Origin of the sequence: Pseudomonas sediminis (assembly GCF_039555755.1) — a bacterium.
In the GTDB taxonomy this organism is placed as follows: domain Bacteria; phylum Pseudomonadota; class Gammaproteobacteria; order Pseudomonadales; family Pseudomonadaceae; genus Aquipseudomonas; species Aquipseudomonas mendocina_D.
Genome location: NZ_CP154631.1, coordinates 3,687,065 through 3,702,943 on the forward strand (window position 1 = coordinate 3,687,065; position 15,879 = coordinate 3,702,943).

Annotated in this window: 11 protein-coding genes and 1 pseudogene; 11 read left to right on the forward strand and 1 reads right to left on the reverse strand. The window is 58.5% G+C overall.

The window, feature by feature from the left end; translation table 11 throughout:
* Window positions 1-6: 6 nt before the first annotated feature.
* Window positions 7-450, reverse strand: coding sequence for an REP-associated tyrosine transposase (locus tag AAEQ75_RS17285; protein ID WP_343349885.1), 444 nt, complete (start codon window positions 448-450; stop codon window positions 7-9).
* Between the two features lie 555 nt (window positions 451-1,005).
* On the opposite strand from AAEQ75_RS17285, the gene ihfB reads away from it, so the two are divergent.
* The 11 genes and pseudogenes from ihfB (at window position 1,006) to AAEQ75_RS17340 (ending at window position 15,807) form a co-directional block, all read left to right on the forward strand.
* On the forward strand, window positions 1,006-1,290 hold the full coding sequence (gene ihfB, locus AAEQ75_RS17290) for an integration host factor subunit beta (RefSeq protein WP_143497302.1): 285 nt from the start codon (window positions 1,006-1,008) through the stop codon (window positions 1,288-1,290).
* A gap of 227 nt (window positions 1,291-1,517) precedes the next feature.
* A pseudogene (locus AAEQ75_RS17295) lies at window positions 1,518-2,987 on the forward strand (MBL fold metallo-hydrolase RNA specificity domain-containing protein).
* 100 nt (window positions 2,988-3,087) lie between these two features.
* A complete protein-coding gene (locus tag AAEQ75_RS17300; RefSeq protein ID WP_343349886.1) occupies window positions 3,088-4,473 on the forward strand; it encodes a phosphomannomutase CpsG in 1,386 nt (461 codons plus the stop codon).
* Window positions 4,474-4,484: 11 nt separating this feature from the next.
* A complete protein-coding gene (locus AAEQ75_RS17305; protein WP_343349887.1) occupies window positions 4,485-5,468 on the forward strand; it encodes a glycosyltransferase family 2 protein in 984 nt (327 codons plus the stop codon).
* 5 nt (window positions 5,469-5,473) lie between these two features.
* Complete coding sequence (gene rfbB, locus AAEQ75_RS17310) at window positions 5,474-6,532, forward strand: dTDP-glucose 4,6-dehydratase (RefSeq protein ID WP_280090659.1); 1,059 nt, start codon at window positions 5,474-5,476, stop codon at window positions 6,530-6,532.
* A complete protein-coding gene (gene rfbD / locus AAEQ75_RS17315) occupies window positions 6,529-7,422 on the forward strand; it encodes a dTDP-4-dehydrorhamnose reductase (RefSeq protein WP_343349888.1) in 894 nt (297 codons plus the stop codon). The genes rfbB and rfbD overlap by 4 nt, the downstream gene beginning before the upstream one ends.
* An 8-nt stretch (window positions 7,423-7,430) precedes the next feature.
* Window positions 7,431-8,315 carry a glucose-1-phosphate thymidylyltransferase RfbA gene (gene rfbA / locus AAEQ75_RS17320; protein WP_343349889.1) on the forward strand — a complete coding sequence of 295 codons (885 nt, stop codon included), beginning with the start codon at window positions 7,431-7,433 and terminating at the stop codon, window positions 8,313-8,315.
* On the forward strand, window positions 8,312-8,869 hold the full coding sequence (rfbC, locus tag AAEQ75_RS17325) for a dTDP-4-dehydrorhamnose 3,5-epimerase (RefSeq protein WP_343349890.1): 558 nt from the start codon (window positions 8,312-8,314) through the stop codon (window positions 8,867-8,869). Before rfbA ends, rfbC begins: the two co-directional genes overlap by 4 nt.
* Window positions 8,869-9,687, forward strand: a complete 819-nt coding sequence (locus AAEQ75_RS17330; protein WP_343349891.1) for an ABC transporter permease — start codon at window positions 8,869-8,871, stop codon at window positions 9,685-9,687. The genes rfbC and AAEQ75_RS17330 overlap by 1 nt, the downstream gene beginning before the upstream one ends.
* Window positions 9,677-11,068: an ABC transporter ATP-binding protein gene (locus tag AAEQ75_RS17335; RefSeq protein ID WP_343349892.1), complete on the forward strand. Its 1,392-nt coding sequence runs from the start codon at window positions 9,677-9,679 to the stop codon at window positions 11,066-11,068. Before AAEQ75_RS17330 ends, AAEQ75_RS17335 begins: the two co-directional genes overlap by 11 nt.
* Window positions 11,068-15,807 (forward strand): glycosyltransferase, encoded by a 4,740-nt coding sequence (locus AAEQ75_RS17340; protein WP_343349893.1) that lies wholly within the window; start codon window positions 11,068-11,070, stop codon window positions 15,805-15,807. Before AAEQ75_RS17335 ends, AAEQ75_RS17340 begins: the two co-directional genes overlap by 1 nt.
* Window positions 15,808-15,879 lie beyond the last annotated feature (72 nt).

Here is a 15,879-nt window from a genome sequence, read left to right on the forward strand (position 1 = left end):
TCGCCCTCATACCCACAGCGCATCCCAATGCGGATAATCACCGACCCGCTTCACAAGCCCGGCTCTTAAAGGATTTGCCACCACATATCTCGCTACGCTCCTAACATCTTCCTCCCGGCGCAGCGCATGATCATGAAAGCCTTTCTGCCATATCGGCCTACCCAGGCGCTTGGCGGAAATTGATTTGACCCTGGCTACCAGGCGGGCCAGATCCTCACTCTGTAGTTGCAGCAGCCAGTGCAGATGATCAGGCATCACGACAAAGCAGAGCGTTTGGTGCGATCCCAGCAGCTCATCCTGGCGAATGACTTGTATGAGCGTGCGCGCCGCTGAGAAATCAGCAAAGACAGGGATTCGATCCCTGGTTACGGTGGTGACAAGATAGATTTGCCCGCTACTGGACCAGCGTCCATCACGAAGCTTATGTGCGGCGTAGCGTTTCTCAGTCATCGGATTCCCTTCCGTTGGCGTTCGTCAGTTCAGCTTAGCCGAGGCAGAGCCAAATAAAGCTTCGCCCCGAGGCGGGGCTCCTACACGAATGCGCCAGCCGACGCTCCCTCTGTAGGAGCCGCGCCCCGCGGCGAATGGCAGCCATCCCGCAATACCGAGCCCATGCCCTAAAGCTTCGCCCCGAGGCGGGGCTCCTACATCAAACCGTAAGCGGCGCTGCCCTGTAGGAGCCGCGCCCCGCGGCGAATGGCAGCCATCCCGCAATACTGAGCCCATACCCAAAAGCTTCGCCCCGAGGCGTGGCTCCCACACCAAACTGCAAAACAAAGCTCCCCTTGTAGGAGCTGCGCCCCGCAGCGAATGGTGGCCATCCCGCAATATTGAACCAATACCCAAAAGCTTCGCCTCGAGGCAAGCCTTCTACACGAAGCCCTCGTTATCACAACTAACCGCAAAACTCGCTAACACCTTGTTTTTTAGGCTGTTCAAAAGCTGATCAGCGTGCTACAACCAAGCCGTCGAGTCTTCTAGCCGCTTGAAAAAGAAGGGAAAACCATGACCAAGTCGGAGTTGATCGAAAGAATTGTCACTCATCAGGGGCAACTGTCCTCCAAGGATGTCGAGTTGGCCATCAAGACGATGCTGGAGCAAATGTCCCAGGCACTGTCCACCGGAGATCGCATCGAGATTCGTGGCTTCGGCAGCTTCTCGCTGCACTACCGCGCACCGCGCGTTGGGCGTAACCCGAAAACTGGCCAGTCGGTGCGTCTGGATGGCAAGTTCGTACCACATTTCAAGCCGGGCAAGGAGTTGCGTGATCGGGTCAATGAGGATGAGTAAGCAGATATAGAGCCCTTCGCTCGTGTCGACCCCTTGTTAGATGGCAATCTGACATAAGGCGCCTCTCGTACTTGCGAAATTACAGAAAACGGTCAAAATGTGTGGGCTTTCACAAAGCATCTGGTTGCTACGCTTTCAGCTTGTTGAACTCACCAGTTTTATCTGGGTAGCCATCCGCATTACTGGGCTGAGTCCCTTTGAATTTCGCCAGCGCTAGGGATTGACTCGTGCGGTACCCCTCCATTGTTCATCATGGCGCCGTAGCGGGTGTGACGGGCTCTTGCCATCAGCTACAGATGGATCACGAGCATGCGTTGCTAATTGACTGTGGCCTATTTCAAGGCGCGGAAACCTCTCCAGAAGGCCGTGCGAATGCCGGTAACCTCGCCATCGATTTTTCCCTGGATGGTATCAGGGCTCTGGTCGCAACCCATGTCCATATCGACCATGTGGGTCGCATTCCCTATCTGTTGGCGGCTGGGTTCAAAGGCCCGATCCTCTGCAGTGAGCCTTCGGCCAAGCTGTTACCTATCGTTCTCGAAGATGCCTTCAAGCTTGGTTTTAGTCGCGATCAGAAGCAAGTCGAGCGCTACCTCAAACTGATCGAGCAGCGTATCGTCGCCTTGCCTTACAAGCAGTGGTTCACCCTGATTGACACGCCGCAGCTCAGCGCTCGCATTCGTTTACAGCGCGCTGGCCACATCCTCGGCTCGGCGTACGTTGAGGTGGATCTGCACTACCCCGAGACGGGTGAGAAGAAGCGCATTGTGTTTTCCGGCGACCTTGGCGCTCCCCATGCGCCAATCCTGCCGGCGCCGAAAGCTCCCTACAAAGCCGATATTCTGGTTATCGAAAGCACTTACGGTGACCGCCTGCACGAAGACCGCCGCAGTCGGCGTAAGCGACTGGAACAGGTGCTCGAGCAGGCCCTGGCCGATCAGGGCAGCGTGCTGATCCCGGCCTTCAGTATCGGCCGCACCCAGGAACTGCTCTACGAGCTGGAAGATATCCTGCATCGTCGAGTGCGGCGTAACCAGCTCCCTCTCCCCTCTAGGGAGAGGGTTGGGGTGAGGGGTGGCGTCTCGGCCATCGACTGGCACAACCTGCCGATCATCCTGGATTCTCCGCTCGCCAGTCGTTTCACGCGCGTCTACCGGGAACTTGAACCCTTTTGGGATGACGAAGCGCTGGCGCGAGTCCGGAATGGACGCAAGCCGTTGGCCTTCGATAACCTGCTGACGGTGGATAGCCACCAGGCTCACTTGGCCATGGTCAACCGCCTAGCCCAAACGGCCCAGCCTGCCATCGTCATCGCCGGTAACGGCATGTGCTCCAGTGGCCGGATCGTCAACTACCTCAAGGCCATGCTCGGCGATGTCCGGCATAATGTGTTGTTCGTCGGCTACCAGGCCGAGGGTACGCCAGGCAGGCAGATCCAGCGCTTCGGGCCCAAGGGCGGATTCATGGAAATGGACGGGCAGCGCTATGCCATAAGGGCGTAAGTCCATACCATAGGCGGTTATTCGGCGCATGCCGACCAAAATGGGTTGATCGGATTCGTTACTCGGATGCGCCGTTGGCCGTCAGAGGTGCGGATCGTGCATGGGTAGCGAACGGTCAAGAAGCGTTTCGCCCGGACATTAGTTCAGGCCCTAGCGAAGAAGAGGCATTTCGTGGCGGTCGTGATAGCGGAGTGAATGGAGTGCGACTGTGTGTGCAACTCATCTAGCTGACCCTTACACCCTCCTTTCGGTGTGCGGAAGGGTATCGTAATTACCCAAGAAGAAGTTTTTAATCGTGACCAGCCTGACCTGCTTCAAAGCCTATGACATCCGTGGCCAACTCGGCGCCGAACTCAACGAAGACATCGCCTACCGCGTCGGCCGCGCCTACGCGCAGTTCCTCGATGCCAAGAAAGTGGTTATCGGCGGCGACATGCGTCTGTCCAGCGAGCCGCTCAAGCAGGCTCTGGCCAATGGCCTGATGGACGCCGGCTGCGATGTGATCGACCTGGGCATGACCGGCACCGAAGAAGTCTACTTCGCCGCCTTCCACCTCGATGTCGACGGCGGCATCGAGGTCACCGCCAGCCACAACCCCATCGACTTCAACGGCATGAAGCTAGTGCGCCGCGGCGCCCAGCCGATCAGTGGCGACACCGGCCTCAAGGACATCCAAGGCATCGCCGAAGCCAACGCCTTCCCAGCAGTTGCCCAGCGCGGCCAGCTCACCCGCCAGACCTGCCTCGATGCCTATATTGAGCACCTGCTCGGCTACCTCGATGCCGCACAGCTCAAGCCGCTGAAACTGGTGGTCAACGCCGGCAACGGCGCCGCCGGCCAAGTCATCGACGCCCTGGAGCAACGGTTCCAGGCCATGGGCGCCCAGGTCGAATTCATCAAGGTGCACCACCAGCCGGACGGCAGCTTCCCCAACGGCATTCCCAACCCGCTGCTGCCGGAAAACCGCGCCGCCACCGCCGATGCGGTCAAGGCGCATAAGGCCGACATGGGCATCGCTTGGGACGGCGACTTCGACCGTTGCTTCCTGTTTGACGAAAACGGTCGCTTCATCGAGGGCTACTACATCGTCGGCCTGCTCGCCGAAGCCTTCCTGAACAAGCAGCCGGGCGCCAAGATCATCCACGACCCGCGCCTGACCTGGAATACCATCGACATCGTGGAGAGGGCAGGAGGCCAGGCCATCCAGAGCAAGACCGGCCACGCCTTCATCAAGGAACGCATGCGCAAGGAAAACGCCATCTACGGCGGCGAAATGAGCGCCCACCATTACTTCCGCGACTTCGCCTACTGCGACAGCGGCATGATCCCCTGGCTGTTGGTGGCCGAACTGATCAGCAGTCGAGGCCAATCGCTCGCACAACTGCTCGACGAACGCATGGCCGCCTACCCCTGCAGTGGCGAGATCAACTACCGCGTCAACGATGCCAAGGCGGTGATCCAGGCCGTGCTGGATCACTATGCCGAGCAAAAGCCGAAGCTGGACACTACCGACGGCATCAGCCTGGAGTTTGCAGACTGGCGCATGAGCCTGCGCTCGTCGAATACCGAGCCGTTGTTACGTTTGAACATTGAATCCCGCGGTGATTCTGCGCTGATCGCCGATCAGGTTGCCGCGGTCGAAGCAATCATCGATTCCATGGACAAGGCTATCCAGAATTGAGTGATCTGAAGATGAAGCAGCTTCTGGCAACAGAGCCTGTCACCTCAATTTCAAACCCGGCAAGTGAACTGGCAGCCTGCAGGGTGGCTATTTTTCTCTGCACCTATAACGGCGCGAAGTTCCTTGTCGAACAGTTGGATTCCTTCGTACGGCAGACCCACCAAAATTGGGTGATTTATGCATCGGATGATGGATCAAGCGACGCGACGCTGAGCATCCTGCAGCGCTACCAGACAATGCTCGGTGCGGAGCGCCTGGTCATTTTTGAGGGGCCGAGTCAGGGGTTCGCTAAGAACTTCATGTCACTGGTCAAGAACCCCACGATCAGCGCCGATTATTACGCCTTCAGCGATCAGGACGATCTCTGGTTCGTGGATAGGCTGGAAAGGGGGCTGGCTAATCTGTTGGCGACGCCAGCTACCACGCCTGCGCTGTTCTGCTCCAGAACACGCTTGATCGATGGTTCAGGACAGGTGATAGGGTTCTCGCCGCTATTCGCTAGACAGCCCGGTTTTAGGAATGCCTTGGTACAAAGCCTGGCCGGGGCCAATACCATGCTGCTGAACGCCGCGGCCAGGGATCTCCTGGCTAAGACACCAGGCGATGCGCATATCGTTTCCCATGACTGGCTGACTTACCTACTGGTCAGCGGTTGCGGTGGAAAAGTTATTTATGATCCAGCGCCAACGCTCGACTACCGCCAGCATGGCACCAATCTGATCGGTGCTAACTCAAGCTTCGCGGACTGCCTGGTGCGTATCCGCAAAATGTTTGCCGGCACGTTTCGCGAGTGGAATCGGCACAATTTATACGCGCTCAACAGTCACCATAAGCAATTGACAGCCGACAGTCGTAAAGCCTTCGAGTGTTTCGAGCAGGCCCGAGCAAGCAGCCTGTTACGGCGCATGTATTTATTGAGACGAGCCGGCGTATACCGGCAGACCTTTTTAGGCAACATCGGTCTCGTGGTGGCCGCCAGTATCGGGAGAATTTGAAGAATATGACTATTTTGGTAACGGGTAGTGCGGGTTTTATCGGGGCGAATTTCGTCCTCGACTGGTTGGCTCAAGATGACGAGCCGGTCGTCAGTCTCGACAAGTTGACCTATGCCGGCAATCTGCAAAATCTCGCCCGCCTGGAGGCAGACGCGCGTCATACCTTCGTGCAGGGAGATATCGGTGACCAGGCGCTAGTTGCAGAGCTGTTGGCGAAATACCAGCCCCGCGCGGTGATCAACTTTGCTGCAGAGTCTCACGTCGATCGCTCTATTCATGGCCCGGAAGATTTCATCCAGACCAATATTGTTGGTACTTTCCGCCTGTTGGAAGCGCTGCGTGCCTACTACAAGGGCTTGAGCAGCGAGGCTGCCGGAGCGTTCCGCTTCCTGCATGTATCCACCGATGAAGTGTATGGCTCCCTGAGCCCGACTGACCCTGCCTTCAAGGAAACCAACCAGTACGAGCCGAATAGCCCCTATTCGGCTTCGAAGGCGGCTTCTGACCATCTGGTGCGCGCCTACCATCACACTTACGGCTTGCCGGTGCTCACCACCAACTGTTCGAATAACTACGGCCCTTACCACTTCCCCGAGAAGCTGATCCCGCTGGTGATCCACAACGCCCTGGCGGGTAAAGACCTGCCTATCTATGGCGATGGCCAGCAGATCCGTGACTGGCTGTACGTGAAGGATCACTGCAGCGCTATCCGCCGCGTGCTGGAGGGCGGTAAGTTGGGCGAGACCTACAACGTCGGTGGTTGGAACGAAAAGACCAACCTCGAGGTCGTCCACACCCTCTGCGATATCCTCGATCAGGAACAGCCGCGCGCCGACGGGCACAGCTACCGTGAGCAACTCACCTTCGTCAAAGACCGTCCTGGCCATGATCGGCGTTACGCCATCGATGCCAGCAAGCTTGAGCGCGAACTGGGCTGGAGACCGGCGGAAACCTTTGAAACCGGTATTCGCAAAACCGTGCGCTGGTACTTGGACAACCAGGAGTGGGTCAACAACATTACCAGCGGCAATTATCGTGATTGGGTGAGCAAGCAATACCAATGAGAATCCTACTGCTAGGGGCCAACGGACAGGTTGGCTGGGAACTGCAAAGGTCGCTTGCGCCGCTGGGCCAACTGGTGATTTGCGATCGCTATTCGGCCGACCTGGAAAACCCCCAGGCCTTGAGCGAGTTGGTTGAACGCGAGCAGCCAGCCGTCATCGTCAATGCCGCCGCCTATACCGCGGTGGACAAGGCCGAGTCGGATGTCGAGCGCGCGCGCAAGGTCAATGCCGAATCTGTAGCCGCACTTGCGGCTGCCGCACGCAAGCTGGGTGCCTGGCTGGTGCATTACTCCACCGACTATGTGTTCGCGGGCGATAAGCCCACTGCCTATGTCGAGGATGACCAGGCGGCTCCACTAAACGTCTATGGGCAAACCAAGCTGGAAGGTGAGCAGGCCATCCGGGCCAGTGGTTGCCGGCACCTGATTCTGCGGACCAGTTGGGTGTACGCCGCGCGCGGTGGCAACTTCGCCAAGACCATGCTTCGCCTGGCCGCGGATAGGGCGGAGCTGCGTGTAGTAGCTGATCAGGTCGGTGCGCCTACCAGTGCAGCACTGATCGCCGACGTAACGGCGTTGGTGCTGCAGCGAATAGCCACCGATGCGGCGCTGGGCAAAACCGCCAGCGGCACCTATCACCTGGTCGCCAGCGGGGCAACCAGCTGGCATGGCTATGCGCAGTTCGTCATTGGTGAGGCTGCTCGTCTGGGGATAGCTCTGCGCGCAACAGCGGAAAGCATCCACCCCATTACTGCTGCAGAGTACCCCGTACCTGCCCAGCGCCCGGCCAATTCCAGGCTGGATAATCACAAGCTGCAACAGACGTTTGGTCTGGAGCTTCCTACTTGGGAGTTCCACGTCAAACGCATGCTAATTGAACTGAACAATTAAGGATCGATATGAAGCGCAAAGGCATCATCCTCGCAGGAGGCTCCGGCACCCGTCTGCATCCAGCCACCCTGGCTATTTCCAAGCAACTGCTGCCGGTGTTTGACAAGCCGATGATCTACTACCCGCTCAGCACTCTGATGCTGGCCGGTATCCGCGACATTCTGATCATTTCGACGCCGCAAGACACGCCGCGTTTCGAGCAACTGCTGGGCGATGGCAGCCAGTGGGGGCTTAACCTTTCCTATGCCGTGCAGGCCTCCCCGGATGGGCTGGCGCAGGCCTTCCTGATTGGCGAAGAATTTATCGGCAACGATTTATCCGCCCTGGTGCTGGGCGACAACATCTACCATGGCCATCATTTCCAAGAGCTGCTGCTGAGTGCGATGGCGCGCGAGCAAGGCGCCAGCGTGTTTGCTTACCACGTGCATGATCCGGAGCGTTATGGCGTGGTCGAGTTCGATGGGCAAGGCAAGGCCATCAGCTTGGAAGAAAAGCCCGCCGCACCCAAATCCAACTATTCGGTAACCGGCCTGTACTTCTACGACAACCAGGTTGTCGAAATTGCCAAGAGCATCAAGCCCTCGCCCCGCGGAGAGCTGGAAATTACCGACCTCAATCGCGTCTATCTGGAGCAAGGCAACCTGTCGGTGGAGATCATGGGCCGCGGCTATGCCTGGCTGGATACCGGCACCCACGAATCGCTGCTGGAAGCCAGCCACTTCATCGCCACGCTGGAGAACCGCCAGGGTCTGAAAGTTGCCTGTCCTGAGGAGATTGCCTTCCGTCAGAAGTGGATCACCCCCGAGCAGCTCGACAAGCTGGCCGCACCTCTGGCCAAAAATGGTTACGGCAAATACCTCAAGCGCATTCTTGTAGAGACAGTTTACTCATGAAAGCAACACCTCTAGCCATTCCGGATGTGATCCTGTTTGAACCCAAGGTATTTGGCGACGAGCGAGGATTCTTTTTCGAAAGCTTCAATCAGCGCCAATTCGAAGAGGCCGTGGGCCGCCCGGTGCAGTTTGTGCAGGACAACCACTCGCGTTCATCGAAAGGTGTCTTGCGCGGCCTGCACTACCAGATCAGGCATCCCCAGGGGAAGCTTGTTCGCGTGGTGAGCGGAGAGGTGCTTGACATCGCCGTGGACATGCGCCGCTCCTCGCCGACCTACGGCAAGTGGGTTGGAGCCCTGCTCAGTGCCGAGAACAAGCAGCAGCTGTGGGTGCCGGAAGGCTTCGCCCACGGCTTCGTGGTGCTGTCGGACTCGGCGGACTTCCTCTACAAGGCCACCGACTACTACGCGCCGCAACACGAGCGCTGCCTTCTCTGGAGCGATGCAGAAATCAACGTGGACTGGATGCTCGAGCGACTCGTCGGCGCCAGCCCGCAGTTGTCTGCCAAGGACCAGCTCGGTCTGCCTTTCAGCGAAGTAGAGGCCTTCTCCTGATGCGGCACTTTTCCATCTCACCACTTGAACTTCTGTCCAGCGCCTGGCGGCATAGGGCACTGATTGGAACCATGACTCGAAGGGACGTCGCCGGGCGTTATCGCGGCTCTTCCCTGGGCATGCTCTGGTCGCTGTTCAATCCAATCCTGATGCTGGTGATCTACACCTTCGTCTTCAGTGTGGTCTTCAAGGCACGATGGAGCACCGAGGGAGAGTCAAAGGAGGTTTTCGCCCTCATGCTGTTCGCCGGGCTGGTCTTTTTCAACCTGTTCGCCGAATGTATTAGTCGTGCCCCGAACCTGATCCTGGGCAACGTCAACTACGTCAAGAAAGTGGTCTTCCCGCTGGAAATCCTGCCGTGGGTGACGCTAGGTGCGGCATTGTTCCATTTTCTCATCAGCTTCTTAGTCTGGCTGGCGGCCTGCCTTCTGCTGACCGGCAAGCTGCAGCTTACGACATTGCTGTTGCCGGCGGTGATGCTCCCGCTGCTGCTGATTACGCTGGGCCTGACTTGGCTGCTGGCGTCGCTGGGTGTGTTCCTTCGCGACGTCGCCCAGGTGGTAGGGGTGATCATTTCCGTCCTGATGTTCATGTCGCCGATCTTCTACCCGATCACCGCGCTACCCGAGGCTTACCGCAGCATCCTCCAGGTTAACCCCCTGACACCCACCGTCGAAGAGGCGAGAAGGATCATGTTCCTCGGCGAGCTGCCCGACTGGCACCAGCTCGGCATCCTCTGCCTGCTGTCTCTGATCATCTGCTGGCTAGGCTTCGCCTGGTTCCAGAAAACGCGCAAGGGCTTTGCCGATGTCCTCTGAACTCGAACGCCCCATCGACTCCGGGCGGAGCTACTCGGACATTGCTATCAAGGTTAGCAACCTCTCTAAGTGTTACCACATTTACGAGAAACCGAGGGACCGACTGAAGCAGTTCATCCTGGCCGCCTTCAGGCGCGCGATTAGGCTGAAGGACAAACAGTACTTCCGCGAATTCTGGGCGTTGCGAGACGTGTCGTTCGAAATCCGAAAGGGCGAAGCGGTCGGCATCATCGGCCGTAACGGTAGCGGCAAATCGACCCTTCTGCAGATGATCTGCGGCACCCTGAATCCCAGCGGCGGCAGTATCCAGACCCATGGCCGCATCGCGGCGCTGCTGGAGCTGGGGGCGGGCTTCAATCCGGAGTTCACAGGGCGCGAGAACGTCTACATGAACGCCTCCGTCCTAGGTCTTCGGAAAGAAGAGATCGATATCCGCTACAACGACATCGTGGCGTTCGCCGATATCGGCGACTTCATCGAGCAGCCGGTCAAAACCTACTCCAGCGGCATGGTCGTGCGCCTCGCCTTCGCAGTGCAGGCGCAGATTGACCCAGACATCCTGATCGTCGACGAGGCCTTGGCTGTCGGTGACGCTAAGTTCCAGGCCAAGTGCTTCGAGCGACTGCGGCAACTAAAGGAGAATGGCACCAGCATCCTGCTGGTCACCCACTCCACCGAGCAGATCGTGACCCACTGTACCCATGCAGTACTACTGAACAATGGTCAAGTGATCGAGCAAGGCAACCCGCGCCGCATCTCAAATCTCTACCTGGATCTGCTGTTCGGCAAGCAGAAGCGCAGCGAACCCGCTGCCACCGAAATGTCGGATGAGCCCATTGAGTGCGAAGAGAGCGTCGACTGCATAAGCGCTGACTACTGCTCGCTGAACCTAAGCGAGGACACCTTCGGCCAGAGGCCTGGCTACAATCCCCACGAGTACCGCTGGGGCGATGGCGCCGTGCGCATTCTCGACTACTACATTTCCGCCGACGGTGAGGCCTATCCGACTAGTTACAAGGTGGGCCAAGAGATCGTGCTGGTCATCTCTGTCGGCTTCCTCCACGAAGTCTTCCGTCCCATCTTGGGGATCACCATCAAGACCAAGGAGGGCGTCACGGTCTTCGGCGCCAACTCTGAGACACTGGACTTCGAAACCTTCAAATCATCCGGTCGCGCCGGTACCGCCGTGCGGGTTGGCGCGAAATTCAATTGTCGCCTTGGGTCCGGGGACTATTTCATCTCCATCGGCGTCGCCTCGCGCCAAGGAGAAGATATACTCCCCCATGATCGTCGATACGACTCCATTCATATCCAGGTACGCCCCGATGAAAGCTTCTTCGGGCTGGTTAACCTTGATCTCAAGCTATCCGCAAGCGAATGATGAAAGATAAGACTGCGCTACAGAATCAGGGCTACCTGTTCGATGCCACGAGCGGAATTTGGTCTCGACCCGCATACTCCAGCATCGCCTACAACGATGGTGATGAGATCGAAACCCGCCTGGGACGGATCATCAGCGAGGCTTCTGACCTTTCAGTACTATCGCTGGAGCTGCGCGAACACTGTTCCGACTGGCCCAGCCTCTACCACCTATCAAGTACCCGCGCGAACATCCTCCGCCCCCTGCACGCGCAACTGCGCGGCGCTCGAGTACTGGAAATCGGCGCGGGCTGCGGAGCCATTACCCGCTATCTGGGAGAGGCCGGTGCGGAGGTGCTCGCGCTGGAGGGCTCGCTACGACGCGCGACTATCGCACGCTCCCGCACCCGGAACCTCGAGAATGTCGTGGTGGTTGCCGACCGCTTCGCCGAGTTCGACACCACCGAACGCTTCGACGTCATCACGCTGATCGGCGTCCTGGAATACGCCAACCTCTTCACCCCCGGCGAGGCGCCCGCATCCAGCATGTTGCAGCGGGTGAGAAGCCTGCTCAAACCGGGCGGCCAGCTGGTGATCGCCATCGAGAACCAACTGGGCCTGAAGTACCTGGCAGGCGCTCCCGAGGATCATGTCGGACTACCGATGTACGGGGTCGAGGACCGCTACCGTCGGGAGCAGGCGCAGACTTTCGGTCATGCAGTGCTCGAGCGGACCTTGAAGGACAGCGGCTATTCCGGTGTCAGCACCCTGCTGCCGTTGCCGGACTACAAGTTCCCCACTTCAATCCTTTCCGAGCGTGCCTTGGCCACGCCCGGCTTTGATGCCTCGGCCTTCGCCTGGCAGAGTGTGCGCCGGGACCCGCAATTTCCCCCGCACATCCATTTCCGCCAAGAGCTAGCCTGGCCGGTGCTTTTTAGGAACGACCTGGCCCTGCCATTGTCAAATTCTTTCCTGTTGATCGCGCAGAACGGCTCCACCGGCGCGCCTGAGCAGAATATCTTGGCCTACCACTTCAACACCGAACGCAGGCCGGCGTTCTGCAAGGAAACCCTGTTCAGGGTGCGCCCGGACGGCTCTATTGGTGTGCAGTGCCGGCCGCTAAGCCACGCCGCTCAGGCCGAAGGTAATGCGGTGATCCACTGCCTGCCGACGCAGGAAACGGACTATGCCCAGGGCTCGCTCCTGTCCTGGCAGTTTATCCGCACCGTCACCCAAGATGGCTGGGCGCTCGCCGATATCGCCGAGTTCTTCGAGAGTTATCGCACGGCGCTAGTCGAGATCCTGGCTGGGCGCGGCCTGAGCGTCGAGTCGATCCCCAACGAGGGCGACTTTTTCCTGCCTGGTGAATTTCTCGATATCATTCCGCAGAACATTGTCGTCTCCGCATTCAGTCGCTATCAGGTGATTGATCAGGAGTGGCGCGTGGGCGGCGAGATTCGCTTCAGCCAGCTTGTGTTCCGCTCGCTGCTTGCTATGTCCGGTATGGTCAGTTACTTCGGCCGACCGGCCACCGAGCCGCTGCCGACCTGGCGCAGCCTCCTGCAGGCGCTCTTCCATGCCATGCGACTGGACTGGACGCCACAGGCCGAGACGCTGCTTGTCGCGTTTGAAGTCGAGCTCCAGGAGACCGCCACCGGAACCTCGTCCAACGAACACTTCTTGGCGTGGCTGGCCAGCCAGCCGCACAACCAGTCGACGCTGCCGGACCTGCAGCGGCGAAACCAGCTTCTGGCCGACACCATTGCGGAGCGCGATCGGCTGGTCGATCAGTATCACGTCCAGTCCATGGTAAAGGACGCGGAGATCGCTCGGCTGAAAGTGACCGTCTCCACGCAAGCAGATCACATCACCCAGGTCGACGTCTGGGCCCGCGAACAGGCCCAGATCATCGAGCAAGCCAAGGAGCAGGAGCAAAGCCTTGCCCGGGCGCTTGAAGACAGCCGGCACCAACTTGAGGTTCTGAACAACGAAGTCGTTCAGTTGCGGTCATCCAACAGCTGGAAAATCACTGCACCAATGAGATTCTTCACTCACCAAATCAAGCGTATCCGCCACATAATGCAACTGGCGCCGTCCTTCCTGCGGAGGAAGGGTCGCTGGGGCGCCATCCGCAGGGGGCTGACCATCCTGCAGCAGGAAGGTCTCGAAGGGATCAAGTGGCGCCTGCGGATGCTCGAAAGACGTTCTCATCTGGTGCCGACTGGCAATGGCGACGAACTTGCCGAGATCAAACTCGACTACGACGAGTGGGTCCGACGCTATGACACCCTGGACGACCAGGCACGTAGCAGGATTCGCTCGCGAATCGAGGCGTTCTCCTGGTCCCCCAAATTCTCCCTGATCATGCCGGTTTACGATCCGCCGCTGGAGTTCCTCGACGAGGCCATCCGCTCCGTGCGCGACCAGTTGTACCCGAACTGGGAGCTGTGTATCGCCGACGACGCTTCGAAGAATGAAGCGGTACGGGATCTGCTGAAGAAGCATGCGTCAGAGGACGAGCGTATTCGACTGGTGCTGCGCCAGGAGAACGGGCACATTTCCAGGGCGTCCAACAGCGCGCTGGATATCGCGCAGGGCGACTTCATCGCCATGTTCGACCATGACGATCTGATCCCCGAGCACGCGCTATATATGTTCGCCGAGGAACTCAACAAAAACCCGTTGTTCGACTTCCTCTACAGCGATCAGGACAAGGTCGACACCAGCGGACATCGCTACGACCCGTACTTCAAGCCTGACTTCAATCCCGACCTGCTCAGGTCGCAGAACTTTGTCGATCACCTGGCGGTATTCAGGACCAGCCTGGCCCGTAACCTCGGCGGCTGGCGCAGCGCGTTCGACGGTAGTCAGGACTACGACTTCGTCCTGCGTTTCACCGAACGACTGCCAGTGGAGAATATCGCCCACATCCCGCATGTTCTCTATCACTGGCGCGCCGTTCCGGGCTCCCTCGCCATCGACGCGGGTGCCAAGAACTATGCCGCTACTCGTTCGCGCCAGGCGCTCGCCGAGCACCTGCAACGCATGGAGATCAATGCCGAGGTCACCTCGGAGTACCCGCACTTGTCCATCCACCGGGTGGTCTACCCGCTGCCGGTCGAACCCCTGGTCAGCATCGTCATCCCGACCAAAGACGGTGTGGATATCCTGCGCCAGTGTATGGACGGGATCTTCAACAATACCGACTACTCCAACTTCGAAGTCATCATCGTCAACAATCAGAGTGAGAAGCTGGAGACGCAGGCGTACTTCGAGGAGCTGTTGCGCGACAAGCGTGTGCGGATCATCGACTACGACCACCCGTTCAACTACTCGCGCATCAACAACATCGCCGTAAATGAATCGAACGGCAGCATTCTCGCGTTGCTGAATAACGACCTCGAAGTGATCAATCCCGGCTGGTTGCGTGAGATGGTCAGCCACGCCGTCCGCCCGGAGATCGGCGCGGTCGGCGCTCGCCTTTTCTATCCCGACGGCACCGTCCAGCACGCCGGTGTACTGTTGGGCTACAAGGGACGCGCGGGCCACATGTACCGCTATGCACCGAAGCACTGGCTTGGCTACTGGGCGCGGGCGGTTCTCATCCAGAACTTGACTGCGGTGACCGCAGCCTGTCTTGTGCTCAGGAAGGACTTGTACCAATCCGTTGGCGGTTTCGATGAAGAAAACTTCACCATCACCTTCAACGACGTGGATCTGTGTCTGCGTATCCACGAGAAAGGCTACCGCAATCTCTATACGCCCTATGCCGAGCTCTATCACCACGAGTCAAAGACCCGCGGTCTGATGGCATTCCAGAGCGAGGAGGACTATTTCTCTGAGCGCTGGAAGTCCTATATCCAGCACGACACGGCCTACAATCCGAACCTGTCCCTGGAAACCGAGGACTTTTCGCTCGCCTTCCCACCCAGAGCCGTGCGTCCTTGGGAGTCCGGAACCTCGCGCATTTCCGCCAATCCGTTGGTCAGTATCATCACCCGAACCTACGGCGCGCGTCAGGAGTTCCTGAGGGAGTCGATCCAGTCTGTACTGCGGCAGACTTACCGCCCACTGGAACTGGTAATAGTTGAGGACGGTACGGCCCATGCGCGCCCGGTCGTAGACGAACTGGAGCTGCCGCCCGGTGTGACGGTGACCTACGAATCCCTGCCCAAGCGCGGCCGCTGCTTTGCGGGCAATCGTGGCCTGGAGCTTGCGCAGGGCGAGCTGTTCGGTTTCCTGGACGACGACGACCTACTGCTCCCTGATCACGTTGAATTGTTGGTCCGACATCTCCAGGCTCATCCCGATGCGGCCGGCGCCTATTCGAGCTCTTGGGAAATTCCAACCGAGGTGGTCAGTCTGTCACCGCTTAAGTACATTGAGGGCAAGAAATCGCTCTTTGGACGTGCACGCTTTTCGATTGATGCCCTGTGGAACTATAACTACATCGCGATTCAGTCCCTATTGCTCAAGAAGAACCTGTTCCTCAAGCACGGCGGATTCAGTGAAGAACTGGACTGCCTTGAAGATTGGGATCTTTGGTTGAGATACACATCTGAACATGACTTTGTATTCTTGGATAGGGCCACTTCCGAGTTCAGAATGCCTAATAGCGAGGATGTTCTAGCTAGTCGCCGAGAACAGCATCTCCAGTATCTCCCGATTCTCAGAAATCGGCAGAAGGAGTTGTTGGAAAGCCATGCAGGCACTTGTAGTTACTCCCGCTTGAAGTCGGCTTTCGACTCGATACAGGCCTGAAGTTTTTCTATCAGGTAATTTACCTTCCAACCCGCGTCGAATTTTTTAAATTCGGTACGGGTTAGCTTCCGT

What these genes read in the sequence shown, in the direction of transcription:
- AAEQ75_RS17285 (WP_343349885.1), bottom strand. Translation starts at nt 450, where the DNA reads ATGACTGAGAAACGCTACGCCGCACATAAGCTTCGTGATGGACGCTGG.
- ihfB (WP_143497302.1), top strand. Translation starts at nt 1,006, where the DNA reads ATGACCAAGTCGGAGTTGATCGAAAGAATTGTCACTCATCAGGGGCAA.
- AAEQ75_RS17305 (WP_343349887.1), top strand. Translation starts at nt 4,485, where the DNA reads ATGAAGCAGCTTCTGGCAACAGAGCCTGTCACCTCAATTTCAAACCCG.
- rfbB (WP_280090659.1), top strand. Translation starts at nt 5,474, where the DNA reads ATGACTATTTTGGTAACGGGTAGTGCGGGTTTTATCGGGGCGAATTTC.
- rfbD (WP_343349888.1), top strand. Translation starts at nt 6,529, where the DNA reads ATGAGAATCCTACTGCTAGGGGCCAACGGACAGGTTGGCTGGGAACTG.
- rfbA (WP_343349889.1), top strand. Translation starts at nt 7,431, where the DNA reads ATGAAGCGCAAAGGCATCATCCTCGCAGGAGGCTCCGGCACCCGTCTG.
- rfbC (WP_343349890.1), top strand. Translation starts at nt 8,312, where the DNA reads ATGAAAGCAACACCTCTAGCCATTCCGGATGTGATCCTGTTTGAACCC.
- AAEQ75_RS17330 (WP_343349891.1), top strand. Translation starts at nt 8,869, where the DNA reads ATGCGGCACTTTTCCATCTCACCACTTGAACTTCTGTCCAGCGCCTGG.
- AAEQ75_RS17335 (WP_343349892.1), top strand. Translation starts at nt 9,677, where the DNA reads ATGTCCTCTGAACTCGAACGCCCCATCGACTCCGGGCGGAGCTACTCG.
- AAEQ75_RS17340 (WP_343349893.1), top strand. Translation starts at nt 11,068, where the DNA reads ATGAAAGATAAGACTGCGCTACAGAATCAGGGCTACCTGTTCGATGCC.